This window comes from Streptomyces mangrovi (assembly GCF_900114215.1).
Taxonomy (GTDB): Bacteria; Actinomycetota; Actinomycetes; order Streptomycetales; family Streptomycetaceae; genus Streptomyces; species Streptomyces barkulensis.
Genome location: NZ_FOSG01000022.1, coordinates 1 through 26,894 on the forward strand (window position 1 = coordinate 1; position 26,894 = coordinate 26,894).

Below are 26,894 nucleotides of genomic sequence, written 5' to 3' on the forward strand. Positions count from 1 at the left end.
CAGGACACCACGTAGTTCTGCCTGCCCTCCGGCAGCAGGCCCATCAGCGCGCCCTGACCGATCTCCACCGGCTCGTACGGCCGCACCACCCGCACCACCGAGGACGCCCGCGGGCCGGTGGTCTCCGTGCCGGCCGGACGTTCAGGGGCGGCGGCGGGACGCGCCGCTCCCCGGTCCCCGCCCAGTCCCTGGCTCTGGCCCAGTCCCTGGCTCTGGCCCAGTCCCTGGCTCTGGCCCTGGAGGGCGAAGGCGGTGCCGCCCAGGCCCGCCAGTGCGACGGCGGTGACCCCGGCCGCGACGAACCGCTGCTTGCTCATGTTTCCTCCACGTCATGGGCGTACGCGTCCACGGAGGGCGTACGCCGTTCCTCGTCGTCATGACTCAGACGTGGAGGGAGGGCCGAATCTATGTCAGGGAGCGGATTTCTCCGCGGCCGGGGCGCCGGAGCCCGCCGCGGCGGGCTCCTCCCGCACCGGGGACGGTTCCGCGATGGGCTCGGACGGCTCGGCGGGCGCCTCGATGCCGAGGGCGAGATCGCGGGCGGTCTCCGCCTCGCGGCGGAACAGCCGGTACCACATGAAGACCACGAAGCCCGCGAAGACGAACCACTGCGCGGTGTAGCCCAGGTTCTGGAACGCCTTCAGGTCCAGTCCGGTGCCCGCCGCCGCGACCGGCGGCACCGCCTCCATCGGCTCCTGCGCGCGCTGGACGGTGATCCACACGTCGTACACCTCGTAGGGCACCAGGTTGACCAGCGTGGCCGCGCTGATGATGCCGACCTGGCCCTTCGGCAGGGCGCCGCCGACAGCGCCCGGCGAGCTCTGGCTCTCCGGCGCCTGGAGCACTCCGGTGACGCTCACCTCGCCGGCCGGCGGCGCGGGCACCCGCGCGGGGTCGGCCTCGCCCGGCAGCCAGCCGCGTACGACGGGCAGGGCCCGGCCGTCGCCGGTGCGCAGCGGAGTCAGCACGTAGAAGCCCTCGCGGTCGCCGAGGTGGCGGCCGGGCACCAGGAACTCGTGGCCCGCGTCGTAGCTGCCGGTGGTCCGGGCGGGCTGCCCGGCGGTCTCCTGGGTGAGGGGCAGCAGATCGTCCAGCGGCCTGGCGTCGGCATCGGCGATCCCCTCCGCCGAGCGCTCCTGCCGGGCCTGGTGGGAGTCCACACGGTCCTCGAACCGGCTGAGCTGCCAGCTCCCCATGAACAGGCAGACGGGGATCGACAGCAGCACGAAGAGGTTGATCACCCACCAGCGCGGGGTCAGCAGGAACCGGTACACGCCCTCAACGGTACGGGGGCGGGCCGGGGACGGCCCACCCGCCCCCGCCCCGCGCGCCGCCCCCTGCGCCCGCCGGGTGTTCAGCCCACCGGGACGGGGCCGGTGCGGTACACCGTCCCGGCGCAGGCCCCGGCGATCTCGATCTTGCCGATGCGCGGCTCGCCCGCCGCCGGCACATAGCGCAGGACGACCGAGGCCGCCGTGGCGCCCGGGCCGGAGCCCGAGCCGCCGGTGTCGTACGCGAGCTGAGGGCTGACGCCGCTGCCGCTGCTCTCGGTGGGCTCGTCGACGGTGTCGCCGCCCTCGCCGCCCTGGCCGCCGTCGGGGGGTGCCGTGCCGCCGGAGGTACCGCTGCCGCCGGAGGAGTCCGTGCCGCCGCTCGTGCCGCCTCCGCCGGTGCCGCCGCCTCCGTCGCCGCCGCTGCCTCCGCCGGAGTCCGTGCCGCCGGAGGAGTCGCCGGGGGCCGTCTGGTCGGGGCCGGGGCTCACCGGGCAGCCGGTGGTGCCGCCGCCCTCGCTGGGCACCCAGGCGAACCGCACCGTGTACGACTTGCCCGGTTCCAGGACGAACGAGCCGGGTTCGAGCTGCGGGTCGGGCAGCTTGGCGGCCCTGCCGCCGGAGGTGTGGGCGACGACGCTGAAGCCGGTCGGGTCGGCGGCGCCCACCGGGGTGGCGGTGACGGTGTCGGATCCGTCCACCAGGCAGGAGGCGTCCGAGATGTTCTTGATCTTGAAGGCCCCGTACACATGGCCGGCCGCGTCGGCGGGGCTCACGGTGGAGCCGCCGTCGCCGATCTGGGAGCGCAGACAGCTCGGGGAGGTGGGGCCGAGGGTGTCGTCGGTCTCGGGGGACGACGCGGTGCCGCCCCTGCCGGAGCCCTCGCGCGACCCCGCCGTGTCCTGCCGTCCGCCGCCCGCGGAGTACTGGTCGGCGTCCTGGTTCGCGGCGTCGCCGCTCCGGCCGTCCGTCCCGGCGCCCTCCTGCCGGTCCTGGGCGCTGGCGGCGTTGGTGGTGTCACCGTCCAGGACCCGGGTGATGACGCCGCTCTGCACCAGGGCGGGAGTGGCCACACCGATGACGAGGGCGGCGGCGGCCGCCCCGACCGTCAGCTGCCTGCGGCGGGCACGGCGGGCGGGTACGGCGTGGTGGAGGCGTTCGAGGGCGTCCGGGGCCGGCGCGACGTCCTCGACGGCGCCGTGCAGCATCAGCCGCAGCGACCGCTCGTCCAGGCCGGCCGGATCCGCCGGAGCGTCCGGACCCGCCGGAGCGCCCGGATCCGCCGGGGTGTCCCTCGGGCCCGCCGGGCCGCCCGCCTCCGGCTCCCGTCCCTCCCGCCCGCCGCCCCCGTCGTGTCCGGCTCCGGGTTCCCCCCGCGGGTCGCGCTGTTCCTCGTGCCGTCCGTCGCCGCTCATGCGGGCGCCTCCATCGCGACCCGCAGGGCGGCGATGCCCCGGGAGCCGTAGGCCTTCACCGAACCGAGCGAGATGCCGAGCGTCTCGGCGACCTGCGCCTCGGTCATGTCCGCGAAGTACCGCAGGACCAGCACCTCCCGCTGGCGGCGCTGGAGCTTGCGCAGCGCCTTCTTCAACTCGTCCTGCTCGATGCGCGCGTACGCGCCCTCCTCCGCGCTGGCCATGTCCGGCATCGGCTTGGAGAGCAGCTTCAGCCCCAGGATGCGGCGGCGCAGCGTGGAGCGGGAGAGGTTGACGACGGTCTGGCGCAGATACGCCAGGGTCTTCTCCGGCTCCCGTACCCGCCTGCGCGCCGAGTGCACGCGGATGAACGCCTCCTGCACCACGTCCTCGCAGGACGCGGTGTCGTCGAGCAGCAGGGCGGCGAGCCCGAGCAGGGAGCGGTAGTGGGCCTGGTAGGTCTCGGTGAGGTGGTCGACGGTGGTGCCCGCCGCTGTGGTGCCCGCTGCCATCGTGCCGTCAGCGTCCCTCGCCTGCGAGGGGAGCCGTGCGGGACGGGAAGCCGACCAGGGAGCGATCACGGGCATGCCCCCGCCGGACATGCCGCCGCCCGCGGGCGCCCGTACGGGCGCCGTTGCGATTCCGAGTGCCTCTGCCACGCCTGTTGGACACGCTTCCCCCCGTCAGGGTTGTACGCGCGGAGCGTCGTTCTTTCCGGCGAACCGGACGACCGCATGCGTACCACCTCTTCCTCTCCGCCGCCGAACAGGCGCCCTCGGCTTCCGGCAGTGGAACGGGAGACGCCCGCGCCCGGATCGCGGTTCCGGGCATGCGAAGGAAAATCCTCTTCCAGAAGACTGGTCTGGATCAAGCGGTTACCAGGTATGGCTTCATTACAAGTCCTTCACAACCGGCGCTGCCCTGTCCGGATCCGACCGGATCCGGACACCGGTGCGGGTCCGCGGCGGATTCGCCGCGGATCACTGCGCACCGACGGCGGTTTCCGGTCATCCGGTCATTCCGCGGCCCGCTCGGCCGCGACCAGCTCCCCGATCTGCGCCATGTTGAGCGCGGCGCCCTTGCGGAGGTTGTCGCCGCACACGAACAGCTCCAGCGCCCGCGGGTCGTCCGGCGAGCGCCGCACCCGCCCCACCCAGGCGGGATCGGTGCCGACCGCGTCGGCGGGGGTGGGGAACTCGCCCGTCGCCGGATCGTCGCAGACCACCACGCCCGGCGCGTTCGCCAGGATCTCGTGCGCCTCCCCCACCGAGACCTCGTTCTCGAAGCGTGCGTGCACCGACGCCGAGTGGGTGGTGACCACGGGTACGCGCACACAGGTGGCGGTGGCGCGCAGCCCCGGCAGGCCCAGGACCCTGCGGGTCTCCTCGCGGACCGCCAGCTCCTCGCTCGTCCAGCCGTCCTCGGCCGGCGCCCCGGAGAAGGGCACCACGTTCAGCGCGACCGGCGCCGCGTACGGGCCGGTGTCGCCCACCGCGCGCCGCACGTCGCCGGGGTGGACGCCCAGCTCGGTGCCGGCCACGGCCGCGAGCTGCTCGCGCAGGGTCTCCACGCCCCGCCGCCCGGACTCGGAGACGGCCTGGTAGGTGGAGACGACCAGCTCCTCCAGGCCCCACTCCGCGTGCAGGGCGCCCAGCGCCACGATCATCGTCAGGGTGGCGCAGCCGGGATTGGCGACGATGCCGCGGGGCCTGGTCCGCACCGCGTGGGCGTTGACCTCGGGGACGACCATCGGTACGTCCGGGTCCGCCCGGAACACGCCGGAGTTGTCCACCACCACCGCGCCCCGGGCCGCCGCCACCGGCGCCCAGTGGGCCGCGACACCGGCGGGCACGTCGAACATCGCGACGTCCACACCGTCGAAGACCTCCTCGCCCAGGGCGAGGACCTCGATCTCCTCACCGCGCACCGCCAGCTTGCGGCCGGCCGAGTGCTCCGAGGCGACCAGGCGGATCTCCCCCCAGACGTCCGCGCGCTCGGACAGCAGTCCCAGCAGCACGGTGCCGACGGCCCCGGTCGCGCCGACCACGGCCAGGGTTGGCCGGTCGGCGCGACCGATCGGGGCTCGGGGGAACCCCCCGGCGGGGGTCATCGCCCGGTGCCCCCGTAGACGACCGCCTCGTCGCTCTCGCTGTCCAGGCCGAACGCGGTGTGCACCGCGCGGACGGCCTCGTTGACGTCGTCCTTGCGGGTGACGACCGAGATGCGGATCTCGGAGGTCGAGATCAGCTCGATGTTGACCCCGGCGCCCGACAGCGCCTCGAAGAAGGTGGCGGTGACGCCCGGGTTGGTCTTCATGCCCGCGCCGACCAGGGAGATCTTGGCGATCTGGTCGTCGTAGCGCAGGGAGTCGAAACCGATGGAGGCCTTCGCCCGCTCCAGCGCCTCGATGGCCCGGCGGCCGTCGGTCTTGGGCAGGGTGAAGGAGATGTCGGTCAGACCGGTGGACGCGGCGGAGACGTTCTGCACCACCATGTCGATGTTCAGCTCGCCGTCCGCGATGGCGCGGAAGATCTTCGCGGCCTCGCCCGGCTTGTCCGGCACTCCGACGACCGTGATCTTCGCCTCGGAGGTGTCGTGTGCGACACCGGAGATGAGCGCCTGCTCCATCGGCTGGTCCCCTTGCGGCTGGTTGCTGACCCACGTGCCCCGCAGTCCGGAGAAGGAGGAGCGGACGTGGATCGGGATGTTGTAACGGCGTGCGTACTCCACGCACCGGTGCAGCAGCACCTTGGAGCCGGAGCTGGCCAGCTCCAGCATGTCCTCGAACGAGATCCAGTCGATCTTGCGGGCCTTCTTCACGACCCGCGGGTCGGCGGTGAAGACGCCGTCGACGTCGGTGTAGATCTCGCAGACCTCGGCGTCCAGCGCGGCGGCCAGCGCCACCGCGGTGGTGTCCGAGCCGCCCCGGCCCAGGGTGGTGATGTCCTTCTTGTCCTGGGACACGCCCTGGAAACCGGCGACGATGGCGATGTTGCCCTCGTCCAGCGCGGTCTTGATACGGCCCGGCGTGACGTCGATGATGCGGGCCTTGTTGTGGACGGAGTCGGTGATGACACCCGCCTGGCTCCCGGTGAACGACTGCGCCTCGTGGCCGAGGGATTTGATCGCCATCGCCAGCAGGGCCATGGAGATCCGCTCCCCGGCGGTCAGCAGCATGTCGAACTCGCGCCCCGATGTGACCGGGGACACCTCTCCAGCGAGATCGATCAGCTCGTCCGTCGTGTCACCCATCGCCGAAACCACGACGACCACCTGATGGCCGTTCTTCTTGGCTTCGACGATTCGCTTGGCAACGCGCTTGATGCCCTCGGCATCGGCAACGGAGGAGCCGCCGTACTTCTGCACGACAAGGCCCACGTGCGCTCCTCGTAATCTGTCTTCCGGGGCTCCCGTACAGGAGCCCAGCGGTCGCTTCAGTTTACCGAGCAGGCCTTTTCGACCCCGCCTCTACCACATCGTGAGATGTACCGCCCACAAGCAGCGCGGCGCGGCGCCACGTCGCACCGGCTCAGCGGGCACCCCTGCCCGCTCACGGCCTCTTCACACGGGAACGTTGCGCACCTCACACCCGCCGCGCGACCGCGGTCAGGTCGATATCGACCGGAAACGGGACATCCGTCTTCAGCCGCTCGTGGTGGATGCCGGTCACGGCGTAGGTACGGGTGGCGGGCTCCAGCTCGAAGACGTACGCGACGGGGCTCGCGGCACCGTCCTCGCCCTCCCCCGCCTCAACCCGCCAGAAGTGCGGGATCCCGGCCGCGGCGTACTTGCGCGGCTTGGTCTCACGGTCACGCGCCTCGGAGTCGTCCGACACCACCTCGACGGCCAGGACGACGTCCTCGGGGCGGAAACCGGTCTGCCGCAGCCTGGTCAACGCATCGGCCCGGACGACCACGACGTCCGGTTCCGGGCGGTCCCGCTTCCCGAGGGTGACGGTCATATCCCGGAAGACGTCCAGCTCGGGTGGGGCGGCCTGGAGAAGGTGGTTCTCCAGCAGGCGCATCGCGCGCGCGTGGAAAGCGGTCTGCGGACTCACGAAGACGAGGCTCCCGTCGATCAGCTCCGTGTGCGGGGGCAGATCGGGAATCCGGTCCAGGTCCTCGGCGGTGTACCCACCCGCCGGCGGTCGCGGCCACGCGTACTCGGGCTCGACACTCATCACTGCTCCCATGAGCCGTATCCTCGCCGACTTCGTCAGCCTACCCAGCGACTTCCCCGTTCCATCGCCCGTACGGGTGAACACCGGCCCGTCCGGCAGCCCTGTCCCGTCCCGCTCCCGCCCCGCGCATGGCCGCCGCCGTCCGGGGGTACCCCGGACAGCCCTGCAACGACGGTACGGACGGCGACGACGGCACACGGAGCGGGAGGCGGAAGGCCATGAACCACCTGGCACGCACGGCGCTGGTCCTCGCGGGCGCCGGGGCCGGCGCGGCGGCCCTGCGCGGGGCCGCGTCCGCACGGCGCAGGGCGCGGGAGAACGGCCGCCGCTGGCTGGTCGTGACCATCGACCGCGCACCGACCGACGTGATGCCCCACGGCGGCCCGCCCCACCCGCTGGACGAGTTCGGCGACGCGCTGGAGATCACCGTGCGGCCCGCCCCCGGCGACCGCGGCACCGAGCTGGCCGCCCGGCTGCGCGACCCCGCGCCGCCCGCCTCCGCCTCACCGCCGGCCCGGCTCGCGGGCAGGGACCCGCGCCAGGAGGTGCGGCGCGCGCTGCGCGAGGCCAAGTCACTGCTGGAGGCCGGCGAGGTGATGCTGCCGGACGCGCCGCCGACCGGACGCGGCGACACGGTCGGGGGCAGGGCCGTCGGACTGGCCTCCAGGCGAGCGGGCGGGGAGGGAGTGCTGTGAGGGCTCTGTGCTGGGAAGGCGTCAACAAGCTGTCGGTCGAGCAGGTCCCCGAGCCGGAGATCCGCAACGACCAGGACATGGTCGTGCGGCTGCTGCTGAGCACCACCTGCGGCTCGGACCTGCACATCATCGGCGGCTACATCCCCGCCATGCGGCCCGGCGACGTGATCGGGCACGAGTTCGTCGGCGAGGTGGTCGAGACCGGCCCGGAGGTGCGCCGCCACCGGGTCGGCGACCGGGTCGTGGTGTGCTCCTTCATCGGCTGCGGCCGCTGCTGGTACTGCCGCAACGACATGTGGTCGCTGTGCGACAACACCAACACCAACCCCGGCATCGGCCAGGCCCTCTTCGGCTACGAGACCGCCGGGATCTTCGGCTACTCGCACGCCATGGGCGGCATCCGCGGCAGCCACGCCGAGTACGTGCGCGTCCCCTTCGCCGATTACGGCGCCTTCTCCGTCCCCGAGGGCGTCGACGACCTCAGCGCGCTGTTCGCCTCCGACGCCGTGCCCACCGGCTGGATGGGCGCCGACCTCGGCGGGGTGCGGCCCGGCGACGTGGTGGCGGTGTGGGGTTGCGGCGCGGTCGGCCAGATGGCGGCTCGGGCCTCCGTCCTCAAGGGCGCCGAGCGCGTCATCTGCATCGACCGCCACCCCGAGCGGCTGGCGATGGCCGAGACGTACGCCGGCGCCGAGACCATCGACTACACCTCCACCGACGTCGCCGCCGAGTTGCGGACGCGCACCGGCGGCCGGGGACCGGACGTGTGCATCGAGGCCGTCGGCATGGAGGCCCACAGCACCGGCCCCGGTCACCTGTACGACCAGGCCAAGCACCAGCTCCGCCTCCAGACCGACCGCCCCACCGCCGTGCGCCAGGCCGTCCACGCCTGCCGCAAGGGCGGCACCGTCTTCGTGCTGGGCGTCTTCGCCGGAGCGGTCGACAAGTTCCCGCTGGGCATGATCGTCAACAAGGGGCTGACGCTGCGCGGCGCGCAGATGCACGGCCAGCGCTACATCCCGATGCTGCTGGAGCGCATCGCCGCCGGCGAGATCGACACCGCCCACCTGGCCACCCACACCATGTCCCTGGACCGGGCGGCCAAGGGCTACGACATGTTCAAGCACAAGAAGGACGGCTGCGTGCGCGCGGTCTTCCACCCTTAGCCCTCGGGCGGTCCCCGGCGGGCACGTCAGGCGCAGCCCCTGAGCTTCACCGTCCGCAGCGTGATACCGACCGGATCGGGGATCCCCACCACGGCCCCGTACGGCCGCGTCGTCCGGCCCCGGTACGGGCAGAGCGCCGGCTCGGGGCGTTCCGCCAGGAACGCCCCGACCAGGTGAACGAGGGTCGCGCCCCGGGCGCCGTCAGCCCCCGGCTTCACCACCGGCCGGCCGTGGACGAACTCCAGCCGGACCGTCTCGGGCGCGGCACGCTCGATCCGCTCGAACTCCTCCACGAGCATCCGGGCCTCCCGCCCCACGTCAGCACCTCGCCCTGGCGGCGGCGCGCAGGCGGTCGACGTACGCTCTGACCTCGGCGGGCTCGGGACCGGCCGGGGCGGCCGGTGGCAGGCCTCGGCAGTCGCGGCACAGGCCGCCGGGAAGGGCCTCGGGGCGGCCCGGGACGCCGCAGACCGTGCACTCCGCCATCCGCAGCACGGCCGGCCCCGGCGATCCGGAGGCGGGGCCGGGCACGGACGCCGGCTCGGGGGCGGGCTCGGGCGGGAGCTTGTCCGTCAGGCGCCTGCGGGCGAGGGCGGCCGGGTGGTGGACCTCCGGCGGCAGCCCGGCGGTCAGCGCGCCGGTGAGCTGCCGCTCGTCGGCCCCGCGCTCCAGCCACTGCCCGGCCAGCTCCTCCAGGGCCGCGCAGTCGGCGGCCGAGAGCGTCATGCGCGGCTCGGCGCGGCCGAGCCCGGCCAGCACGCCGTACGCCCGCGAGCGCGGCGGCTGTACGGGCTCGGGGGCGGACGCGGGTTCATGGGCGGGTACGGCTCCGGCGGCGGGTACGGACGCGGGTGCGGGTTCGTCCTCCGGGTGCTCCCCCGCCAGGAACGCCGCCCACCACGCGTCGCCGCGCGCCGTCCGCGAGAAGTACGTGCGTGTCACCCAGCGCGGGCTGCCGCCGCCGGTGATGTGCTCGCGCCCGCGCCGCAGGTGCCCGGCCTCCGACAGCCGCCGCAGCACCGTGCCCAGCGCGCACTGGCCGTAGTCCGGCAGCACCTTGGCCAGGGTCTTCACGGAGATGTCGGCGCCGTCGGGCAGCCGGTCGAGGTAGGCGGCGACGGACGCCTCGCGCCGGGGCAGGTGTGCGAAGTCGGCCGCCGTACGCGGCCGTTGGCCGGGCGCGGTCCGCTTTCCGTAGCCCGGTGACGCCATGGGGTGCTTGTGCGCGGGCATGCCGGCGCTAAGGTCTTGTGCAGCCACAGGATCGCCTCTTCGATCTGGGTGGTCAGACCCCCGACCGGTGTTGGCGCACCGCCGGGGGTCGAGTTCTTCGATCGGCACGCTACACCGGCGCAACCGATCGTCGCGACCCGGTCACCTCAGGTCATCTCCGCAGGTGCGGTTGTTGTACGCGCGCCGCAGGGGAGGGTGGGCGGGTTGTGCCAACCCGCCCATTCCTCACAAGCAGCTCTCGAATCCCGGAACTTGAGACCCGGGCCTCGCAACGGCCCCGAACGCCCCTGGTGAAATCCCCGCTCACCCGACGGACCTCCCGTGTGCGCACCCGTGTCCGGGGCCCGGGTCACGAGCGCCGGGCGCGTCCCAGCAGCAGTTCCCTCTCGCGCTCGTTGTGCGTCAGGGACGCGGCGCGTTCGAACTCCGCGCGCGCCTCCTCCGCGCGCCCCAATCGCTCCAGCAGATCGCCCCGGACGCTGGGCAGCAGGTGGTAGCCGCGCAGCGCGGGCTCATCGGTGAGGGCGTCCACCAGCCCCAGACCGGCCTCGGGCCCCTCGGCCATGGAGACGGCCACCGCCCGGTTCAGCTCCACCACCGGCGAGGGCGTCAGCGCCGCCAGCCGCCCGTACAGCGCGGCGATCACCGCCCAGTCGGTGTCCTCGTACCTGACCGCCCGCGCGTGGCAGGCGGCGATCGCGGCCTGGAGGCAGTACGGGCCGTACGGGCCCTCCCCCGCGCGCCGCAGGGCCTCCAGGCCGCGCAGGATCAGCATGCGGTTCCACCTGGCGCGGTTCTGGTCGGCGAGCAGCACCGGCTCGCCGCCGGGCCCGGTGCGCGCCGGGACGCGGGACGCCTGGAGCTCCAGCAGCGCCGCCAGCCCGTGCACCTCGGGCTCGCCCGGCATCAGCCCCTCCAGCACACGCGCCAGACGCAGGGCGTCCTCGCACAGCGCCGGGCGGCACAGGTCGTCGCCGGCCGTCGCCGAGTAGCCCTCGTTGAAGACCAGGTAGACGACCTCCAGCACGGACGACAGCCGCCCGGCCCGGTCCTCGCCGTACGGCACCTCGAAGGGCACCCCGGCCGCCGCCAGCTTCCGCTTGGCCCGCACGATCCGCTGGGCGACGGTGGCCTCGGAGGTCAGGAACGCGCGGGCGATCTCCTGCGTCGTCAACCCGCCCAGCAGCCGCAGTGTGAGGGCGGTCCGGGCCTCCGTGGAGAGGACGGGATGGCAGGCGGTGAAGACCAGCCGCAGCAGGTCGTCGTCGATGTCGTCCGGATCGGCGGGCTCGGGCGGCGGCGGGGTGTCCTCCAGCGTCCGCCCGACCTCGGCCAGCTTGCGCGCGTACGTCTCCCCGCGGCGCACGAGGTCGATCGCGCGCCGCTTGGCGACGGCCGTGAGCCAGGCGCCCGGCCGCTCCGGCACGCCTGACTCCGGCCACTGCTCCAACGCCGCCACCAGGGCGTCCTGCGCGATCTCCTCCGCCAGCCCGACGTCCCGCACGACGCGGGCCGCGGCGGCGGTGATCCGCGCGGACTCGATCCTGAACACCGTCTCGACCGTCTCGGCCGTCGTACCGCCGGTACTGCCAGTGCCGCCCGCACTGCCCACACCGCTCGCGCCGGTCGTGTCGACCGCGTCCGTTCCCGTCACGGCCACCCATCAGAGCAGCCGCGCGGCCTCAGGGGCAAGGAAGTTCGGACGGGTCGGACGGACCCTCCTGGATCTCGCGGACCTCGGCGGTGACGTTCCAGTTCTCCGGGTGGACCTCCAGGAACCGCCTGGCCCACTCCAGGGCCTCGGCCCTGTCCTTGACCTGGAGGAGCGCGTAGCCGCCGACGACCTCCTTGCTCTCGGTGAAGGGGCCGTCGGTCTGGCTGATCTTCCCGCCCGACCAGTGGAGCCGGGCGGCCTGGGAGGTCGGGGCGAGCCCGGCCGTGTCCAGCATGACCCCGGCCTTGGTGATCTCCTCGAACAGCGCGCCCATACGCTTCTCGAAGTCGGGGTCGGGGGCCTGGGTGGCGATGCTCTGCTCGTCGACCTGGATCAGCGACATGAAGCGGGGCATGGTGGCTCCTCTGCTCGGTTCGGGTGGCGGAGGCGGGCTCTCTTCCCGCCTCTCACCCATGCGTCGATCGGGAGACGACCGGATCGACAGCTCCCCGGATTTTTCTCAGGAATTTTTTCCGGCCCGATCCCGGGCCGGCCCCGACCCGGCCCCGGCCCGGCCCGCATCAGAGCCGGCCGCCCCTGACGGCCGCCACGAACGGCCCCCAGCCCTCGGCGGAGAACACGACCACCGGGCCGGACGGCCGCTTGGAGTCGCGCACGGGTATCAGGCCGGGGAGGTTGTCGGCGACCTCAACACAGTTGTTGTTGTCCGAGCCGCTGTAGCTGGACTTGCGCCAACTCGCCTTGCCCGAATCACACATGAGCCTCACGTTCGTACTCCTCCGCCATCGTCCGGATCAGGGCCAGGGACTCTCGCGGCGGCAGCGCGGCAGCCCGTACGTGATCGTAGGAGGCCTCGCACCGCGCGACCACCGCCGGATCGTCCAACAGCTGTCCGCTGTACGGGCCTTCGGTGTACGCCACCGGCGGCGCGTCGTCGAAGGTCATCAAGGTCATGCTGCCGTCCAGCAATGCGTGGGCGCCGGAGGAGTACGGCAGGACCTGCACCAGGACACGACGCCCCGCTCCCATGGTCTCCAGGTGCCGCAGTTGCTCCACCATGACGCCGGGACCGCCGACCGGACGCCGCAGCACGCTCTCGTCCAGGATCACCCACAACTTCGGGCTTGTTGAGCCCCTCAGCAGTCGCGTCCGTCCCATCCGGGTCTTCACGCGCTGCTCGATCTCCTCCTCCGGCTCGAACGGCAGCCCCGCCTCCACGACCGCGCGCGCGTAGCCCTCGGTCTGGAGAAGCCCCGGTACCAGCGTCGGGGAGAACTCGCAGATCGTGGTGGCGAGGGTCTGGAACTCCGCCGCTTCCATGAAGTAGTCGGCGAACGGCGAGCTGTTGACCAGCTCCTCGCACATCCGGGCGAAGTAGCCGTCCGTGTCCAGCTCCTCGTCGAAGCGGCGGGCCAGCTCCAGTTGCGGCTTGCGGACCGCCGACTCGAACTGCCCGATGTACGAGCCCGAGCAGAACACCCGCTCACCCAGCTCCTGTTGGGTGACGCCCGCTGCCTCACGGCGGCGTCTCAGCTCGGATCCGAAGAACTCCCAGCCGATCTTCGGCCGCCCGGGACGGCCCGGTCCGCTGCCGCCACTGGCCATGGCGTCACTCCCCCAACAAGGTTCACCGCATCGGTCTAACTCTGGCGAGCGTAGCTTTCGGCCGCCACTGTGGGTATCCATTCGGAAACTCTCGGCATGCACAGGAGGCCAGGCGTGGTCGTGACAGGACGACAGCCCGATCGTGAACGGCTCGGCGTCGCGGAGGAGGCGGTGGACGAGCTGCAAAAAGCGCTGCTCGGCGCGGGCGTCACGCTTCCCTCGCTGCGCGTGGACCTCGTCTCGTACGCGGGCGAGACGGCCGATCCGCCGCTGGTGGAACTGGGCCGCTGCACCCCCGCCACGGCGCGGCGGCTGGCCGCCGCGCTCATGCGGGCCGTCACGGAGGGTGAGAAGAGGTGAACCCCGTCGTCGGCTCGTACGCCGTGGACGGCCGCAGCGACCGGGTGGGGCGGGTGATGGGGACGGTGGGCGGGCTGGTGCAGCTCCGGCCGCCCGGCGGAGGGCTGGAGTGGGACTGCCCGGCCGACGCGCTGCGGCCGGCCGGGACGTGCGAGGAACTGCGCGCCCGGGTCACCGAGATCAACCGCGACCGCACCAGGAGGCTGCCGTGAGCATGCGCAGTGTGATCCGTTTCGCGAGCTGGACGCTGGAGCCCGACCGCGAGCCCGACGCCGAGCCCGTCACGTACGCGATGGAGTGCGCGGTGTGCGGGCGGCGGTCGGGGACGGGCGTGGACTTCCAGGACGTCCAGCGCTGGGCGCTCGTCCACGCGGGCCGCAACCCCTCCCACCACACCTACCGCGAGGTCATCCACCGCCCCTGGCGGGCGTGGATGCGCTGACGGCCGTCCGGCCGGTGGGGCGCTGCGGGCGGTAACGGCGCAGCGCCGACACTGCGCGCCCCACGACGCGCCCGTACAACCCTCGGGCCCCCTCGTTGGTCTCCGAACGACCAAACGCCTGGAATCCCTGCGTCAAATGCCATGCGAAACAGGGATGTTGGGCGGAAATCACCCCATCGACCGGGGCCGCACCACGCCCCCCGCAGGCAGCAGGAGTGTTCCCGCATGCACCAGCACGTCCGTCTCGCCCTGGCGACTGCCACCGCGCTCTCGCTGGCGACCGGTCTGCTCGCCCTCGACCCTGCCCCGGCGTCGGCCTCGGCGTCGGACCCCCCGCAGGAGACGGTGGTCCCGGCCACCGAGCGCACCACCGACGTCTCCGTGGTCCCCTACAGGGCGGAGACCCGGTGGGGCAGGGACGGCGCCGGGGCCGAGGGCTTCTTCCACACCATGGAGGGCCGCTCCGGCCTGCAGTGGACGCGCTACTCCGACGGCGAGACCGTCCCCGTCTCCGAGCGGCACGGGCTCACCTCGCCCTGGTCGACCGGCAGTGACGCACTCGCCCAGAGGGAAGGGAGAGTGATCACCCTGTGGGACGCCGCCCAGGGGACGTCGCGCACCCTGGAGATCCCCGAGGGGTACGGGGATTACGGCGTCTTCGGTTCGACGGTCGCCGTCCATCGCACCGTCACCGACGAGAACGGGGCGTCAATCAGGGAGGCGAGCCTGCTGACCCCGGCGGCCGACGGCGGCGTGGAGACCGTGGTCGTCGGCGGGCTGCCGCCGGGCTCCCAGGTTGGCATGCCCACAGCGGCCGACGAGACGCACATGGCCTTCCTCATCTATGTGGACGGACAGTATCGGACCGCCCTCGTCGACCGTGCGACCGGAAAGGCCGAGGGCTGGACCGTACCGACCGCGATCGGCTACGGCCACGCCGTCCTCACGACCGAGCACCTGGTGCTCTACAGCACCCTCGACGACACCCTCCTGGTCGTACCGCGCGACGACCTCTCCGCGACCCCGGCCGAGGTCGAGCTGGAGAGCGGCGCCGTCAGCCCGGCGCACCACCTGGCCGCGGTCGGGGACTGGCTGGTCTACCGCAGGTCCCACGCGACGGAGCCCGTCAGAGCCGTACCGGCGACCGGCGGCGAGGCGGTCACACTGTTCACGAAGGCGTACCCGAAGATCACCAAGGCCCCCTCCCACTCCGCCGTGGTCGTCGGCCGCACCGGCGAGGACGACTGGGGCATCCACCGTGTGACCGAGGGCGAGGACGGCAGGCCGGCCGTCACCGCGTTCAAACCGCTGCCGCGCCCGGACGTGACGATCCGGGGGATCTCACTGGCCCACGGACGGCTGGTCGTCACCGACGACAGCCGGGGCCGCAGGGAGTCCTGGCTGCGGGACGTCGCCACGACCGGCGCCCCCGAGTTCGGCGAGCGCACCCTGTTCAACAACAGCCCCGTCCAGTACGGGCCCTGCCCGGCGGAGGACCCCGGCTGCGCGCGGGTCCACGGTCTCGCGGACGGACGTATCGCCTGGCTGGACCGGGGGGCCGACGGGCAGGACACGATCCGGATCGACGGGCGGAAGACGGAGGGGGACCTCTCCTTCCCCGCCGAGGCGGGCGGTGAGATCACCGACGTCTCCGGCGGCCATCTGCTCCACACCGCGCCCGGACGGCAGGCCGTGTACCGGATCGGGCACTTCGACAATCCCGTGCTCACCCGCGATCCGGGCCCGGCCGCGCTGTGGGGCGACCTGCTGTGGACCCCGGGCGACGAACCGGGCGCCGTCACCGGCTACGACCTGGCCGCGAAGAAGACGGCCGCGACGGTGGACACCGGAGCCGACTGCGTACCGGAGGAGCTCCAGGCCGTGGGCCGGTGGCTGTACGTCGACTGCTCCGGTGACGCGCCGTCGGTGGTCCACGACCGCGAGGCGGGGACGACGGTGGCCGTGCCGGACGGTGAGACGTTGCTGGGCGACGGCTACCTGGTCACCCACGACCGCGCCTCCGGCGACCTGACGCTGACCACCGTGACCGGCGCGGCGGCCTCCGGCCGGGTCATCGGCCGGCTGCCCGACACCGGGCACTCACAGCGCCGGGTGCGCTGGACGGTGGACGAGTTCGGCGGCCACGCGGCCTGGGTGGACGACCAGGGGCGCGTCCACCTGGTGCCCTCCGGCGCGCCCACCGGCGCGCTGACCGCCGTCGGCGCACCGAGAAAGGCCCCCGAGGTGTGGGCGGCCACCGCCGAGGCCGCACCCACCCCGCTGACCTCGGTGCTGCTGTCCAAGCCGGCCGACCGCTGGACGCTGGCCGTGCGGGACACGGTGACCGGCCGGACGGTCGGCACCTCCACCGGCGGCTCGGCCCACGGCCGGCTGGAGGTGGGCTGGCGCGGGCTGCACCCGGGCGGCTCCCGGGACGTGTTCCTGCCCAACGGCCGGTACGACTGGACGCTGACGGTCACCCCGGCCGACGGCCACGGCCCCGCCCTGACCTACGGCGGCACGACCGTGCTGCGCGGCGCCGGCAAGATACGCCACGACCACGCCGGGCCCGGGCAGCCGGACGGGGTGGGCGATCTGGTGACCGTCAGCCGGGGCGGCTGGCTGACCTTCCAGCACGGCGACGGATCGGGCGGCTTCTCCGGCAAGAAGGGCTTCCACGGCTGGTCGAACCGGATCACCCCGGTCTCCTTCGGCGACCTCGACGGCGACCGCTGCAACGACCTGCTGATCCGGATGCCGGACGGGGAGCTGCGCGGCTACCGGCCCGAATGCGGGGAGGTGGTCGGATTCGACACCCCCCACACCAGCCTGGGCACGGGCTGGGACGCCTACGACATGCTGACCTCGCCCGGCGACCTGACCGGTGACGGGCGCGCCGACCTGCTGGCACGCCGGATCGCCACCGGCGACATCCACCTGTTCGCCGCCGAGGCCGACGGGACGCTGGCGGCGGGGAGGAAGATCCGCTCGGGGTGGACGTACACGAAGATCGTCGGCGTCGGCGACCTGAACGGCGACGGCCACGGCGATCTGCTGGCCCACCGCAAGGACGGCGCCCTCTTCCGCTACGACGGCACCGGCACCGGCCTGCTGAAGAGCCGCGTCCTGGTCTCCGCCAAGTGGGGACTGTCCTACGACACGGTGGCCGGCGTCGGCGACATCACCGGCGACGGCCACGCCGACATCGTCGTGCGGCGCACCGACGGCGTGCTCTTCCGCAACGACGGCAAGGGCGACGGCACCTTCACCAGGCGCACCGAGATCGGCACCGGCTGGGACGTCTACAAGGGCCTGTTCTGACCGCTGCCGACCGGCTCCCGTTCCGGCCCCGGGCCGGGCGCATCCCGCGCCCGGCCCGGGGCCGGTCTCCGTTCGGGGCCGTCGGCCGTCGGGCCCGGGTCAGTCGCGCGCCGGCTTGATGCCCAGCGGAGCGGCGATCTCCGCCGCCATCACCGCGCCGGCCTCCCTCTCCAGCTGGAGGTCGTCGGCGTCGGTGTCCGTGTCCAGGCCCTCCAGCTCGTCGAGGGGGGTGTCGAGGCGGACGTGGGCCACCAGCGACTGCAGGGCGCGCAGAGAGGCGGAGGCGGTGGGGCCCCAGTTGGACAGGTAGGAGAACTGCCACCACCACAGCGCCTCGCTGATCCGCCCGGCCCGGTAGTGGGCCATGCCGTGGCGCAGGTCGGTGATCACGTCGGCGATGTCGTCGGAGATGCGGCAGGCGACCGGGGCGCTGCGCGCGTACGGGTCGAAGACCTCCGAGTAGACGTCCACCGGGTCCAGCAGCCGGGCGAGCCGCATGCGCAGCTCGTCGACGTCCGGCTCGGGGCCGGTGTCCGGCTCGTACCGCTCCTCCGGGACGATGTCCTCGTGGGCGCCGAGGCGTCCGCCCGCGAGCATCAGCTGGGACACCTCCAGCAGCAGGTACGGGACGGCGCTGTCCGGATCGTCCCCCTTGGCCACCTCGGTGACCGCGACGAGGAAACTCTCGACCTGGTCCGCGATCTGCACCGCGAAGTCGTCCGGGCTGCGGTCCGGACCGTGGTCCGGGCCGTGGTCCGGGGCACGGTCCTCATCGCGGTCCTGGCCTCGGTCCTGGCCTCGGTTCTCGGGCTTGGCTTCAGACATCGAGCAGTCTTCTCCCCTCGAAGGCACGTCCCAGCGTGACCTCGTCGGCGTACTCCAGGTCTCCTCCGACGGGGAGGCCGCTGGCCAGCCTGGTCACGCGCAGGCCCATGGAGGACACCATGCGCGCGAGGTAGGTGGCCGTCGCCTCCCCTTCGAGGTTCGGGTCCGTGGCCAGGATCAGCTCGGTGACGGTGCCGTCGGCGAGCCTGGCCAGCAGTTCCCTGATCCGCAGATCATCCGGGCCCACGCCCTCGATCGGGCTGATCGCGCCACCGAGGACGTGGTAGCGCCCCCGGAACTCACGCGTCCGCTCGATGGCCACGACGTCCTTGGGCTCCTCGACGACGCAGATGACCGACGGGTCGCGGCGCGGGTCCTGGCAGACCCTGCACCGCTCGGCCTCCGCGACGTTGCCGCAGACCTCGCAGAACCGGACTTTCTCCTTCACCTCGGTCAGCGCGTGGGCGAGACGGCGGACGTCCGCCGGTTCGGCCTGCAGGATGTGGAAGGCGATCCGCTGCGCGCTCTTGGGACCGACGCCGGGCAGCCTGCCCAACTCGTCGATGAGGTCCTGAACCACGCCTTCGTACACGGCCGCCTACTCCACTCTTCCCGCTCTGCCCTTGTCGCTCCCGTACGGTCCCCGCGCCGACCGTACGCTCGTTTCCGCTTTTCGGTGCACCATGCACCCGGCACGCGGTCCGTGCCCGGCCGTCCTCAGAAAGGCAGGCCCGGCATGCCGCCCAGCCCCTGGGCGAGGGGGCCGAGCTTCTGCTGCTGGAGCTCCTGCGCGGCGGCGTTCGCGTCGCGGACGGCCGCCAGGACCAGGTCGGCGAGGGTCTCGGTGTCCTCCGGGTCCACCGCCTTGGGGTCGATCACCAGGCCCTTGAGCTCACCGGAGCCGGAGACCGTGGCCTTCACCAGGCCGCCTCCCGCCGATCCCTCGACATCGGTGTCGGCCAGCTCCTGCTGGGCGGCGGCGAGGTCCTGCTGCATCTTCTGGGCCTGCTGAAGCAACTGCTGCATGTTGGGCTGGCCACCACCGGGAATCACGGGATTCGCTCCTGGCTCGCTCGACGACGTGTGCGGGTGCGTACACGTGCTCGCCGCGCACGCGTCCGCCTTGTACTCCGTACCCCTGAGCGTACGCGTTTCCCCGCTCTCTTGGCCTCGTCGGGCCCAGGCCGTTCCCGCCCTCGGCCGACGCGCGGACACGTCGGCGGGCGTCACTCGTGGTACAGCTCCTCCAGCACCGTCGCGCCCAGCTCGCGCACGATCAGGTCGTGGCCGGACAGTGCGCTGTCGTCCAGATCCGGGTCGTCCTCGGCGGGCATGTCGTCCTCCGGCGCCACGGGGGGCGGAGGCGGCGGCTCGGCGTCGCCGCGCGGTGCGGGCCCCTGGGGCCGGGATTGCTGCGGCTGGAAGTGCTGGGACTGGGGCTGCTGGGACTGCTGGGACTGCTGGGACTGAGACTGCTGGGGCTGGGGCTGCTGCCGGGTCGGCTGCTGCTGCCCGTACGGCGCGGAGGAGGAGGACTGCGCGGCGGGGGCGGGGGACGCCGCGGCGGCGGCCGGGCGGAAGCCTCCCGAGCCTCCGGGGGAGTGCGGGGCCTGCCCCTGCGGCGGCGCGGAGCCGCCGGAGGGATCGACGACGGACTCGATCCGCCACTGCACGCCGAACGCGTCGGCCAGCGCGGCACGCAGCACGTCCTCACTGCCGCCATTGACGAAGCTGTCACGGGCTCCCTGGTTGGAGAAGCCGAGCCGGAGCGTCGTCCCGTCGAATCCGGCCACGTGCGCGTTCTGGCTGAGCAGGATCCAGGTGAACCGGCGGCGGCCCTTGACGGCCTCCAGGACGTCGGGCCACATCTGCCGCACCTGCGCGGCGCCCTGCCCGGCGTCGGCGCCGCCCTGGGGCGGCGCCGGGGCCTGGGCAGGGGCCGGGGAAGCCTGCGGCTGCGGCTGCGGCTGCGGCGCGGGTGCGACCGGGGACTGCGCCTGCGCGGGGGCGGACGCCGGAGTGGGCCAGGCGCCGGGGCGCCGACCGTCGTCCTGCGGCCGGTCGGGCTCCTGCGCCGGCTGCTGTGCCTGTTGCTGCCCGGGCCACGCCCCGGGGCGGGCCTGCGGCTCCGCCTGGCCGCCGCCGCCCGGTGCCGCCGCCGGCCAGGCGCCGGGCCGCCTGCCGACGTCCGGTGCGGGTCCGCTCTCCGGCTGGCCCGCGGGCGCGGAGGGCTGTGCGGGCTGGACGGATGGCATGGGCTGTGTGGGCGGCGGGCCCTGCGGCGCGGGGGGCACCGGGGGCGCCCCCACGGGGGCTCCCGGCGCCGAACCCGCACCCGCCGAACCCGCGCCCGCCGCCAGACCGCCCGCGAGGCTCGCGCCCCGCTCCAGACGGTCCAGGCGGGCCTGGAGGGAGCGCTCGTCGCCATACGCCGCGGGCAGCAGGACCCGGGCGCAGATCAGCTCCAGCTGCAGTCGTGGCGAGGTCGCGCCGCGCATGGCCGTCAGGCCCTCGTTGACGATGTCCGCCGCCCGGCTCAGCTCGGCCGGGCCGAAGACCGACGCCTGCGCCGTCATCTTCTCCACCACGTCGGCGGGGGCGTCGATCAGGCCCTTCTCCCCGGCGTCCGGCACGGCGGACAGGATCACCAGATCGCGCAGCCGCTCCAGCAGGTCGGCGACGAAGCGCCGCGGGTCGTGCCCGTCCTCGATCACCCGGTCGACCACCTCGAAGGCCGCCGCGCCGTCGCCCGCCGCGAAGGCGTCCACCACCGAGTCCAGCAGCACGCCGTCGGTGTAGCCCAGCAGCGCCGTGGCCATGGCGTACGTCACGCCGTCCGGGCCGGCGCCCGCCAGCAGCTGGTCCATCACCGACATCGAGTCACGCACGGACCCGGCCCCGGCGCGCACCACCAGGGGCAGCACCCCGTCCTCGACGGGGATGGCCTCGCGCTCGCACACCTCGGCGAGGTAGTCGCGCAGGGTGCCCGGCGGCACCAGGCGGAAGGGGTAGTGGTGGGTGCGCGACCGGATCGTGCCGATGACCTTCTCGGGCTCGGTCGTCGCGAAGATGAACTTCAGGTGCTCCGGGGGCTCCTCGACCACCTTCAGCAGGGCGTTGAAGCCCTGCGGGGTGACCATGTGCGCCTCGTCGATGATGTAGATCTTGTACCGGCTGGAGGCGGGACCGAAGAACGCCTTCTCGCGCAGATCGCGGGCGTCGTCCACACCGCCGTGCGACGCGGCGTCGATCTCGATGACGTCGATCGAGCCGGGCCCGTTGCGCGCCAGGTCCTGGCAGGACCGGCACTCCCCGCACGGGTTCGGCGTCGGACCCTCCTCGCAGTTCAGGCAGCGGGCGAGGATGCGGGCGCTGGTCGTCTTGCCGCAGCCGCGCGGGCCGCTGAAGAGGTACGCGTGGTTGACCCGGTTGTTGCGGAGGGCCTGCTGGAGGGGGTCGGTGACATGCTCCTGCCCGATGACCTCGGAGAAGGCCTCGGGGCGGTAGCGGCGGTACAGCGCGAGGGACGACACGCCTCCGACGATATAGGCCGCCGCCGACAACCGTGCCCCCCGCCGGAGCGGGGGGCACGGTTGTCGGCGGGAGGAAAATCAGGCGCCCCCCACGCACCCGCCAGAGCTCACCTACCCTTGCTGCCTTCCGGCCCTGGGGGAGTTCAGCGAGATGGCGCCACGTGAGGGGCTGCGCCAAGCCTACCGGATACCGGAGGGTGCTCGGGCCCGGGAGGGGGACGGGGAGGGCCCCGGGGATCGGGTTCGCAACCACTCCCCCGCGTCATGTAATGTTTCCGGCGGAGGATTCGCCTAGAGGCCTAGGGCGCACGCTTGGAAAGCGTGTTGGGGGCAACCCCTCACGAGTTCGAATCTCGTATCCTCCGCCACGGCCGACCAGCCGAAACGAAGGTCCCGACCGCTCAGCGGCCGGGACCTTCGTCGTTCCCTGGTCTCAGTTCCAGTCTCATCCATTCGCGATATTTGCGGCATCTCTTGCCCATATGCCATGACTTCCTCAGGAAGCGGCAAGCACCGGGGCCGACGGGCACGCATCACGAGGCACGCCAGAAGGTAGGGGTATATTTTATGGAAGCGTACTTCTATCTCCCTGGAGCAGCTCGTGGACAAGCCTGCCGAGATGTTCGACCGGGACCACGAGTGGTCGGCGCTGAGCCGGTTCATCACCGACCCGCAGCCCGGCGCGACCCTGGGCGTGGTCTCCGGGCGCCGCCGCCAGGGCAAGACGTTCCTGCTGGACGCCGCCTGTCGTGCTGCCGGAGGGTTCTACTTCGGTGCGACCGAGGCCGCCGATGCCGAGTCGCTACGGCGGATCAGCGCGGCGCTGACCGCCCACGTCCGTCCTGCCAGCCCGTTCCACTTCGCCGACTGGGCAGAGGCCGTCGACGCACTGCTCGCGCTCGGCGCCGAGCGGCCCGTCCCCGTGGTGATCGACGAGTTTCCGTACCTCGCCAAGGCCAACCCCGAGCTGCCATCGATCATCCAGGAGGCGCTGCGGCCGCTGCGTGACCAGCGCACCGGCTCCCGTACCCGGCTGCTGCTGTGCGGATCGGCGCTGTCCTTCATGGGCAGGCTGCTCTCGGGTAAGGCCCCACTGCGCGGACGGGCGGGGCTGGAACTGGTCGTCCGCCCCCTCGACCACCGCCTCGCCGCCGAGTTCTGGGACATCGCCGATCCCCACTTGGCCATGAAGGTGAACGCGGTCGTGGGCGGCACCCCGGCCTATCGGCGCGAATTCGCACGCGGCGACACGCCCGCCGGACCGGACGACTTCGACGACTGGGTCGTCCGAACCGTCCTCAACCCCGAAACCCCCCTCTTCCGCGAGGCCCGCTATCTACTGGCCGAAGAGCCCGACCTTCGCGACACCGCCCTGTACCTGTCCGTCCTGGCCGCCGTCGCCGACGGCAACGCCACACGCGGGGGCATGGCCGGTTACCTGGAACGCAAGGCCACCGACATCGCCCACCCCATCAACGTCCTCGAAGACGCGGGTCTGCTGCACCGGGACGCGGATGCCTTCCGCGACAACCGGCCCACCTACCGGATCGCCGAACCGCTGATCGGCTTTTACCACGCGATCATGCGACCGGTCTGGGACCAGCTCGAACGCCCCGGCAGCGCGGGACGGGTCTGGCAGGCCAGCCGTCGCCGCTTCGTCAGCAACGTCCTCGGGCCCCATTTCGAACAGGTCTGCCGCGACTGGGCGCTGCATCACGCCGACCCCGAGTTCTTGGGCGGTCTGCCCGCCCGCGTCGGACACGGTGTCGTTCACGACCCCAAGGCCCGTACCGGCAACGAGGTCGACGTGGCGGTCATCGGAATCGCGGATGGCGCCAAGCCCCCACTCCTGGCCATCGGAGAGGCCAAGTGGAACGACACCATGGGAGCTGCCCACATCGAACGTCTCCGGCACATCCGCGACCTCATCGCTCTGGCAGGCCGATACGACACCACGAACACACAGCTCATGTGCTTCAGCGGAGCCGGATTCAACGACAAGGCGCATGCCGCAGCGGCAACCAACCCGGACATCTGGCTGATCGACCTGGAGACCCTCTACAACCAGGCCTGACGTACGCCCACGCGTCCGTGACTGCCGGGGTAGAAGCGTCTGTTGCCGAAAGCCGGTGGTCACCGTACTCGACAGCCCCGACAGCGCTGCGCCCGAATCCCCGCCGACGACCGGACCCACGCCTGCTCCGGCACTGTCCGCACCCCGCCACGGGGCCCGGCCGACTCCCGAGCCCACCACTCCATCAGCGCCGGATTCGAGCCGCTTGGTCAGCGTGGATGCCATTCCGCCCCGGCGTACCGCCCAGGTGCTGGGCACCGACAATCATCAGGAAACCGTCATCGCCACCCTGTCCGAGACCGTGGCAGGACCGCAGCAGGCTGCTGAGCTTGCCCGGCTACGAGAGCAGGCCGGACGCATCGCCGTCATCGCGGAGCAAGCTCTCCAAGGCCAGGATTCATCACTCACCTGACCGGCCCGATCCTCTCGCAGCGACCACCGGCAGCCGGGGACGGGCTGGTCTCAGTCATGGTCCCATTCACCTCCGTCCAGCCCCGTACAGACGGAGCCGATACGAATGCTCCGCCGCAGGTCAGGACACATACGACCGCCGCCGGACGCCCGGGCGAACAGTTGGAAAGCGTGTTGGGGCAACCCCTCACGAGTTCGAATCTCGTATCCTCCGCCACGGCCGGCCAGCCGAAACGAAGGGCCCCGCTGGTGACCAGCGGGGCCCTTCGTCATGCTGTCCGATCCTCGTTGTCCTGGTTTTTGTCCACAGGGGGTGTCTGCGGGCGTCCCCAAATGGCTTCGGCGATCTTCCGGGCCATGTCCTTGAGCATGGCGTCCGGCACGTGGAGGTACCGCGCGCGGAGGTGCCCGGTTCCCACCCCACGATTTGGTCGATGACGCGAGCCGGGACGCCGAGCAGTGAACCGCCCCAGGCCACAGTCACCAACTGAGATCTCTATCGAACCCGGGGCGGTTCATTCAGGGCGCGAGGACGGTCAGCCGCAGCAGCGCGGCCAGGCCCAGGAGCACGGGCAGCGCGTACCACCACCGGCGCAGGCGCCCGGCCCTCACGAACCCCCGGGTCAGCAGCGCGGAGACGCCGGTGACCGGCAGCGCCAGTCCCGCGGCGATGCCGGAGTGTGCGGCGGCGTCCGGCTCCCACGGGTTGGCGGTCCCGGCCATGTACGCCAGGAAGACGAGGTAGCCCGCCACCGTGTGAGCCAGGAGCAGGAGGACAGCGCCCACCACGGTGCCGGCGGGGCCGGTGGTGTTCGGCCTCCGTCCGCCCTGCGCCGGGGCGGGAGAGGAGGCTGTATCGCTCATTTCAGTGCCTCCTTCGCCTGGTCCAGCTTCTGCTCGAAACCCCGGCCGTACGCCTGGGCGTCAGGGCTTTCGTAGTAGGGACCGCCGTTGTAGCGGGCGGCGAGTTCCTGCATCTGCTCGCGGGTCATCTGCTCCGGGGGTACGTCGGCGAAGCCGCTCTCGGCCTTGAGCTGGGCCAGGTACTCCGAGGCTGTGAAGATGTTCTGCGCGGGGTCCTTGATCGCCTCGACGACGGTGCTGCGCTGCGTGTCGGTGAGGTTGCCGGGATCGTAGCCCAGTACCTCCGCGGCCCGGCGGACCTGGATGGCCATCGGCCCCATCGAGGTCCTGTCGGGATCCTCGCCGCCGGGAAGGATCCTGCGCCCCTCGTAGGCCGCGCCGTCCAGCCAGCCGGGGTCGCCCGCCACTTCCTGCCAGGCGATCCCGGCGACCATCTCGGGCGGCAGCCCGGAGTCCTCGGCGGCGGCCTTGATGAGTTGCCTGTTGGCCGAGATGTACGTGCGCCGGTCCTCGTCGGAGGTCGACGGCAGCCAGTAGTTGTTCCCCTGGCCCTCGGGCAGGCCGTCGATCCTGGTCCGGATCCGGTACAGGGTCTCGGAGACCACCACGTTCTCACCTGTGGTGGGGATGGCGTCCACCTTCGTGCCGGAGCCGGGGAGCTGGACGTTGGGGTCGTCGGCGGCCTGCCGCACCTCGGGGCGCAGGGCGTCCAGGCCGTTGAGGAACTTCAGCGGGTCCGGGATGGTGCCGCGGAAGTCGGGCAGGGACCGGTAGGCCGCCCTGATGTCGGCCACGCACTTCTCGCGCGCCTCCGACTCCACCCGCAGGGCGTTGCCGTAGTGGTCCTTGGTCTTGTTGTAGTAGTCCTCGGCCTCTTCGCGGATAGCGTCGACGTCGACGGTCAGCTCCGCCAGGAAGTCCAGGAAGCCGGTGCCGGCCCGCAGGTCCTCCCACTGCCGCAGCGGCTCGGCCGCGCGGGCCGTCGGTGTGACGGCGGTGGCCTCCCGTGCCATGACATCCGCGAGTTTGTCCTCGGTGTGCTTGCCGCTCGCGTAGTGGTCCTTGGCGGTGGTGACCGCGTCGGCGTAGGCGGACAGGGCCTTCCACACCTCGCGGAAGCTCGCCGAGAGAGCCTCGGAGATCTGCCGGGCCTCGTCCAGCCGCCTGGTGTACCGGTCGTGGGCCTCGCTGACCCAGTCGATCTTCCCGGCCTTGCGGAAGGAGTCGTCGGTGGACTCGATCAGGTTGTGCAGGCGCCGGAACTCCTCGGCGCTGCGGTCGATGAGTGCCGGGTTGGCGTCCTGGAGGAACTCCACGGATCCGCGGTAGGTCATGGCCGGGTCACCGGTCCTCGGCGGCCACGAACCGGCCCGAGGCCAGGATGGTGTCCATCTGCTGCTGGACGTCCGCGTCGTACGCCGTGTAGTCGTCGCCGGCGGACTTCAGCCTGCTGGACAGCGCGGCCAGGAGCGTGACCATGTCGCCGTAGAGTTCCTGGGAGTAGCGGGCGAAGGTGGTGACCTTCGAGGCCACCTCGGGGTGAGCGCGCGGCACCCGGCACATCGTCGCGTTCTCGCCGTCCATCCTCCCCGCGTGGAGGAGCCCCGCGATCTCGACCAGCAGGTGCGAGCTTCCGTCGATGGACTGCGCGCTCACCGAGAACCCGTCCCCGGGCGCCCCCGAGGGCCCGGGGCCTTCGTTCGGCACTCCGTTCAGCCGCGTCCGCGCGGTGTCGCGCCTGGCGGCGGCTGCGGCTACGAGTTCGGCCCATTCCTCGTCGAAAGACATCACTGGCTCCCCCTCAACGCACCAGATCATCGGCCG

The 26,894-nt window shown here is 72.5% G+C and carries 28 protein-coding genes, 1 tRNA gene, 1 other RNA gene and 1 pseudogene; 9 read left to right on the forward strand and 22 right to left on the reverse strand.

Annotated features, from left to right (window positions below; genetic code table 11):
* The 7 genes from BM237_RS23870 to BM237_RS23900 all read right to left on the reverse strand — a co-directional run.
* Window positions 1-317 (reverse strand): hypothetical protein (locus BM237_RS23870; protein WP_425443736.1); only part of this gene is annotated, 317 nt, incomplete at its 3' end.
* A gap of 93 nt (window positions 318-410) precedes the next feature.
* Window positions 411-1,274, reverse strand: a complete 864-nt coding sequence (locus BM237_RS23875; protein ID WP_093851799.1) for an SURF1 family protein — start codon at window positions 1,272-1,274, stop codon at window positions 411-413.
* A gap of 80 nt (window positions 1,275-1,354) precedes the next feature.
* On the reverse strand, window positions 1,355-2,686 hold the full coding sequence (locus BM237_RS23880) for a hypothetical protein (RefSeq protein ID WP_093851800.1): 1,332 nt from the start codon (window positions 2,684-2,686) through the stop codon (window positions 1,355-1,357).
* Window positions 2,683-3,288 (reverse strand): SigE family RNA polymerase sigma factor, encoded by a 606-nt coding sequence (locus BM237_RS23885; protein WP_093851801.1) that lies wholly within the window; start codon window positions 3,286-3,288, stop codon window positions 2,683-2,685. Before BM237_RS23885 ends, BM237_RS23880 begins: the two co-directional genes overlap by 4 nt.
* A 413-nt stretch (window positions 3,289-3,701) precedes the next feature.
* A complete protein-coding gene (locus BM237_RS23890; RefSeq protein ID WP_093851802.1) occupies window positions 3,702-4,796 on the reverse strand; it encodes an aspartate-semialdehyde dehydrogenase in 1,095 nt (364 codons plus the stop codon).
* Complete coding sequence (locus tag BM237_RS23895; protein WP_093851803.1) at window positions 4,793-6,064, reverse strand: aspartate kinase; 1,272 nt, start codon at window positions 6,062-6,064, stop codon at window positions 4,793-4,795. The genes BM237_RS23890 and BM237_RS23895 overlap by 4 nt, the downstream gene beginning before the upstream one ends.
* A 205-nt stretch (window positions 6,065-6,269) precedes the next feature.
* Entirely contained in the window at window positions 6,270-6,866 is a 597-nt protein-coding gene (locus tag BM237_RS23900; protein WP_245793988.1) for a Uma2 family endonuclease, read from the reverse strand.
* A 218-nt stretch (window positions 6,867-7,084) separates the two neighbouring features.
* Here BM237_RS23900 and BM237_RS23905 point away from each other — a divergent pair, with 218 nt between their 5' ends.
* Window positions 7,085-7,561, forward strand: coding sequence for a hypothetical protein (locus BM237_RS23905; protein WP_093851868.1), 477 nt, complete (start codon window positions 7,085-7,087; stop codon window positions 7,559-7,561).
* Window positions 7,558-8,727, forward strand: a complete 1,170-nt coding sequence (locus BM237_RS23910) for a zinc-dependent alcohol dehydrogenase (RefSeq protein ID WP_093851805.1) — start codon at window positions 7,558-7,560, stop codon at window positions 8,725-8,727. The genes BM237_RS23905 and BM237_RS23910 overlap by 4 nt, the downstream gene beginning before the upstream one ends.
* Before the next feature lie 26 nt (window positions 8,728-8,753).
* Here BM237_RS23910 and BM237_RS23915 read toward each other — a convergent pair whose 3' ends face one another.
* From BM237_RS23915 to BM237_RS23940, 6 genes are all read right to left on the reverse strand, one after another.
* Window positions 8,754-9,044, reverse strand: coding sequence for a hypothetical protein (locus BM237_RS23915; RefSeq protein WP_245793990.1), 291 nt, complete (start codon window positions 9,042-9,044; stop codon window positions 8,754-8,756).
* A gap of 1 nt (window position 9,045) precedes the next feature.
* Window positions 9,046-9,960, reverse strand: coding sequence for a hypothetical protein (locus BM237_RS23920; protein WP_245793992.1), 915 nt, complete (start codon window positions 9,958-9,960; stop codon window positions 9,046-9,048).
* Between the two features lie 349 nt (window positions 9,961-10,309).
* Window positions 10,310-11,572, reverse strand: a complete 1,263-nt coding sequence (locus tag BM237_RS23925; protein WP_093851871.1) for an RNA polymerase sigma factor — start codon at window positions 11,570-11,572, stop codon at window positions 10,310-10,312.
* Between the two features lie 70 nt (window positions 11,573-11,642).
* A complete protein-coding gene (locus tag BM237_RS23930; protein WP_093851806.1) occupies window positions 11,643-12,029 on the reverse strand; it encodes a YciI family protein in 387 nt (128 codons plus the stop codon).
* Between the two features lie 166 nt (window positions 12,030-12,195).
* A complete protein-coding gene (locus tag BM237_RS23935; RefSeq protein ID WP_093851807.1) occupies window positions 12,196-12,393 on the reverse strand; it encodes a DUF397 domain-containing protein in 198 nt (65 codons plus the stop codon).
* Window positions 12,386-13,240, reverse strand: coding sequence for a helix-turn-helix domain-containing protein (locus tag BM237_RS23940; protein ID WP_093851808.1), 855 nt, complete (start codon window positions 13,238-13,240; stop codon window positions 12,386-12,388). The genes BM237_RS23935 and BM237_RS23940 overlap by 8 nt, the downstream gene beginning before the upstream one ends.
* A gap of 120 nt (window positions 13,241-13,360) precedes the next feature.
* Between BM237_RS23940 and BM237_RS23945 the strand changes: the two genes are divergently transcribed.
* The 4 genes from BM237_RS23945 to BM237_RS23960 all read left to right on the forward strand — a co-directional run bounded on the left by BM237_RS23945 (window position 13,361) and on the right by BM237_RS23960 (window position 17,363).
* On the forward strand, window positions 13,361-13,600 hold the full coding sequence (locus BM237_RS23945; protein ID WP_093851872.1) for a hypothetical protein: 240 nt from the start codon (window positions 13,361-13,363) through the stop codon (window positions 13,598-13,600).
* Window positions 13,597-13,812 (forward strand): hypothetical protein, encoded by a 216-nt coding sequence (locus tag BM237_RS23950; protein ID WP_093851809.1) that lies wholly within the window; start codon window positions 13,597-13,599, stop codon window positions 13,810-13,812. The genes BM237_RS23945 and BM237_RS23950 overlap by 4 nt, the downstream gene beginning before the upstream one ends.
* A gap of 2 nt (window positions 13,813-13,814) precedes the next feature.
* Window positions 13,815-14,042 (forward strand): DUF7848 domain-containing protein, encoded by a 228-nt coding sequence (locus tag BM237_RS23955; protein WP_093851810.1) that lies wholly within the window; start codon window positions 13,815-13,817, stop codon window positions 14,040-14,042.
* Window positions 14,043-14,267: 225 nt separating this feature from the next.
* Window positions 14,268-17,363, forward strand: a complete 3,096-nt coding sequence (locus BM237_RS23960; RefSeq protein WP_093851811.1) for an FG-GAP repeat domain-containing protein — start codon at window positions 14,268-14,270, stop codon at window positions 17,361-17,363.
* Window positions 17,364-17,462: 99 nt separating this feature from the next.
* Here BM237_RS23960 and BM237_RS23965 read toward each other — a convergent pair whose 3' ends face one another.
* The 5 genes from BM237_RS23965 to ffs all read right to left on the reverse strand — a co-directional run bounded on the left by BM237_RS23965 (window position 17,463) and on the right by ffs (window position 21,895).
* Window positions 17,463-18,188, reverse strand: a complete 726-nt coding sequence (locus tag BM237_RS23965; protein ID WP_093851812.1) for a DUF5063 domain-containing protein — start codon at window positions 18,186-18,188, stop codon at window positions 17,463-17,465.
* A complete protein-coding gene (gene recR / locus BM237_RS23970; protein ID WP_093657343.1) occupies window positions 18,181-18,780 on the reverse strand; it encodes a recombination mediator RecR in 600 nt (199 codons plus the stop codon). The genes BM237_RS23965 and recR overlap by 8 nt, the downstream gene beginning before the upstream one ends.
* A 125-nt stretch (window positions 18,781-18,905) precedes the next feature.
* On the reverse strand, window positions 18,906-19,241 hold the full coding sequence (locus BM237_RS23975) for a YbaB/EbfC family nucleoid-associated protein (protein WP_093851813.1): 336 nt from the start codon (window positions 19,239-19,241) through the stop codon (window positions 18,906-18,908).
* Between the two features lie 173 nt (window positions 19,242-19,414).
* Window positions 19,415-21,721: a DNA polymerase III subunit gamma and tau gene (locus tag BM237_RS23980; RefSeq protein WP_093851814.1), complete on the reverse strand. Its 2,307-nt coding sequence runs from the start codon at window positions 21,719-21,721 to the stop codon at window positions 19,415-19,417.
* A gap of 77 nt (window positions 21,722-21,798) precedes the next feature.
* Window positions 21,799-21,895, reverse strand: an RNA gene (gene ffs, locus BM237_RS23985) — signal recognition particle sRNA small type.
* Between the two features lie 106 nt (window positions 21,896-22,001).
* On the opposite strand from ffs, the gene BM237_RS23990 reads away from it, so the two are divergent.
* The 3 genes from BM237_RS23990 (at window position 22,002) to BM237_RS29030 (ending at window position 24,207) form a co-directional block, all read left to right on the forward strand.
* Window positions 22,002-22,089: transfer RNA gene (locus BM237_RS23990), tRNA-Ser, on the forward strand.
* A 233-nt stretch (window positions 22,090-22,322) separates the two neighbouring features.
* Complete coding sequence (locus BM237_RS23995) at window positions 22,323-23,795, forward strand: AAA family ATPase (RefSeq protein WP_093851815.1); 1,473 nt, start codon at window positions 22,323-22,325, stop codon at window positions 23,793-23,795.
* 214 nt (window positions 23,796-24,009) lie between these two features.
* The gene (locus tag BM237_RS29030; protein ID WP_139238162.1) at window positions 24,010-24,207 is read left to right on the forward strand and encodes a hypothetical protein; all 198 of its coding nucleotides are present in this window, start codon (window positions 24,010-24,012) and stop codon (window positions 24,205-24,207) included.
* A gap of 268 nt (window positions 24,208-24,475) precedes the next feature.
* Here BM237_RS29030 and BM237_RS30110 read toward each other — a convergent pair.
* The 4 genes and pseudogenes from BM237_RS30110 to BM237_RS24015 all read right to left on the reverse strand — a co-directional run.
* Window positions 24,476-24,666, reverse strand: a pseudogene (locus BM237_RS30110) (site-specific integrase); the annotation flags it as partial.
* Between the two features lie 59 nt (window positions 24,667-24,725).
* Window positions 24,726-25,070, reverse strand: a complete 345-nt coding sequence (locus BM237_RS24005) for a hypothetical protein (protein WP_093851816.1) — start codon at window positions 25,068-25,070, stop codon at window positions 24,726-24,728.
* A complete protein-coding gene (locus BM237_RS24010) occupies window positions 25,067-26,404 on the reverse strand; it encodes a lysozyme family protein (protein ID WP_093851817.1) in 1,338 nt (445 codons plus the stop codon). Before BM237_RS24010 ends, BM237_RS24005 begins: the two co-directional genes overlap by 4 nt.
* Window positions 26,405-26,411: 7 nt before the next feature.
* A complete protein-coding gene (locus BM237_RS24015; protein ID WP_093851818.1) occupies window positions 26,412-26,858 on the reverse strand; it encodes a hypothetical protein in 447 nt (148 codons plus the stop codon).
* Window positions 26,859-26,894: the final 36 nt, after the last annotated feature.

Excerpts from the sequence above, each read along its gene's own strand:
- BM237_RS23890 (WP_093851802.1), bottom strand. The coding sequence starts at position 4,796 with ATGACCCCCGCCGGGGGGTTCCCCCGAGCCCCGATCGGTCGCGCCGAC.
- BM237_RS23880 (WP_093851800.1), bottom strand. The coding sequence starts at position 2,686 with ATGAGCGGCGACGGACGGCACGAGGAACAGCGCGACCCGCGGGGGGAA.
- BM237_RS23900 (WP_245793988.1), bottom strand. The coding sequence starts at position 6,866 with ATGAGTGTCGAGCCCGAGTACGCGTGGCCGCGACCGCCGGCGGGTGGG.
- BM237_RS23965 (WP_093851812.1), bottom strand. The coding sequence starts at position 18,188 with ATGTCTGAAGCCAAGCCCGAGAACCGAGGCCAGGACCGAGGCCAGGAC.
- BM237_RS23960 (WP_093851811.1), top strand. The coding sequence starts at position 14,268 with ATGCACCAGCACGTCCGTCTCGCCCTGGCGACTGCCACCGCGCTCTCG.
- BM237_RS23940 (WP_093851808.1), bottom strand. The coding sequence starts at position 13,240 with ATGGCCAGTGGCGGCAGCGGACCGGGCCGTCCCGGGCGGCCGAAGATC.
- BM237_RS23885 (WP_093851801.1), bottom strand. The coding sequence starts at position 3,288 with ATGTCCGGCGGGGGCATGCCCGTGATCGCTCCCTGGTCGGCTTCCCGT.
- BM237_RS23955 (WP_093851810.1), top strand. The coding sequence starts at position 13,815 with ATGCGCAGTGTGATCCGTTTCGCGAGCTGGACGCTGGAGCCCGACCGC.
- BM237_RS23935 (WP_093851807.1), bottom strand. The coding sequence starts at position 12,393 with ATGTGTGATTCGGGCAAGGCGAGTTGGCGCAAGTCCAGCTACAGCGGC.
- BM237_RS24015 (WP_093851818.1), bottom strand. The coding sequence starts at position 26,858 with ATGTCTTTCGACGAGGAATGGGCCGAACTCGTAGCCGCAGCCGCCGCC.
- BM237_RS24010 (WP_093851817.1), bottom strand. The coding sequence starts at position 26,404 with ATGACCTACCGCGGATCCGTGGAGTTCCTCCAGGACGCCAACCCGGCA.
- BM237_RS23930 (WP_093851806.1), bottom strand. The coding sequence starts at position 12,029 with ATGCCCCGCTTCATGTCGCTGATCCAGGTCGACGAGCAGAGCATCGCC.
- BM237_RS24005 (WP_093851816.1), bottom strand. The coding sequence starts at position 25,070 with ATGAGCGATACAGCCTCCTCTCCCGCCCCGGCGCAGGGCGGACGGAGG.
- BM237_RS23905 (WP_093851868.1), top strand. The coding sequence starts at position 7,085 with ATGAACCACCTGGCACGCACGGCGCTGGTCCTCGCGGGCGCCGGGGCC.
- BM237_RS23920 (WP_245793992.1), bottom strand. The coding sequence starts at position 9,960 with ATGCCCGCGCACAAGCACCCCATGGCGTCACCGGGCTACGGAAAGCGG.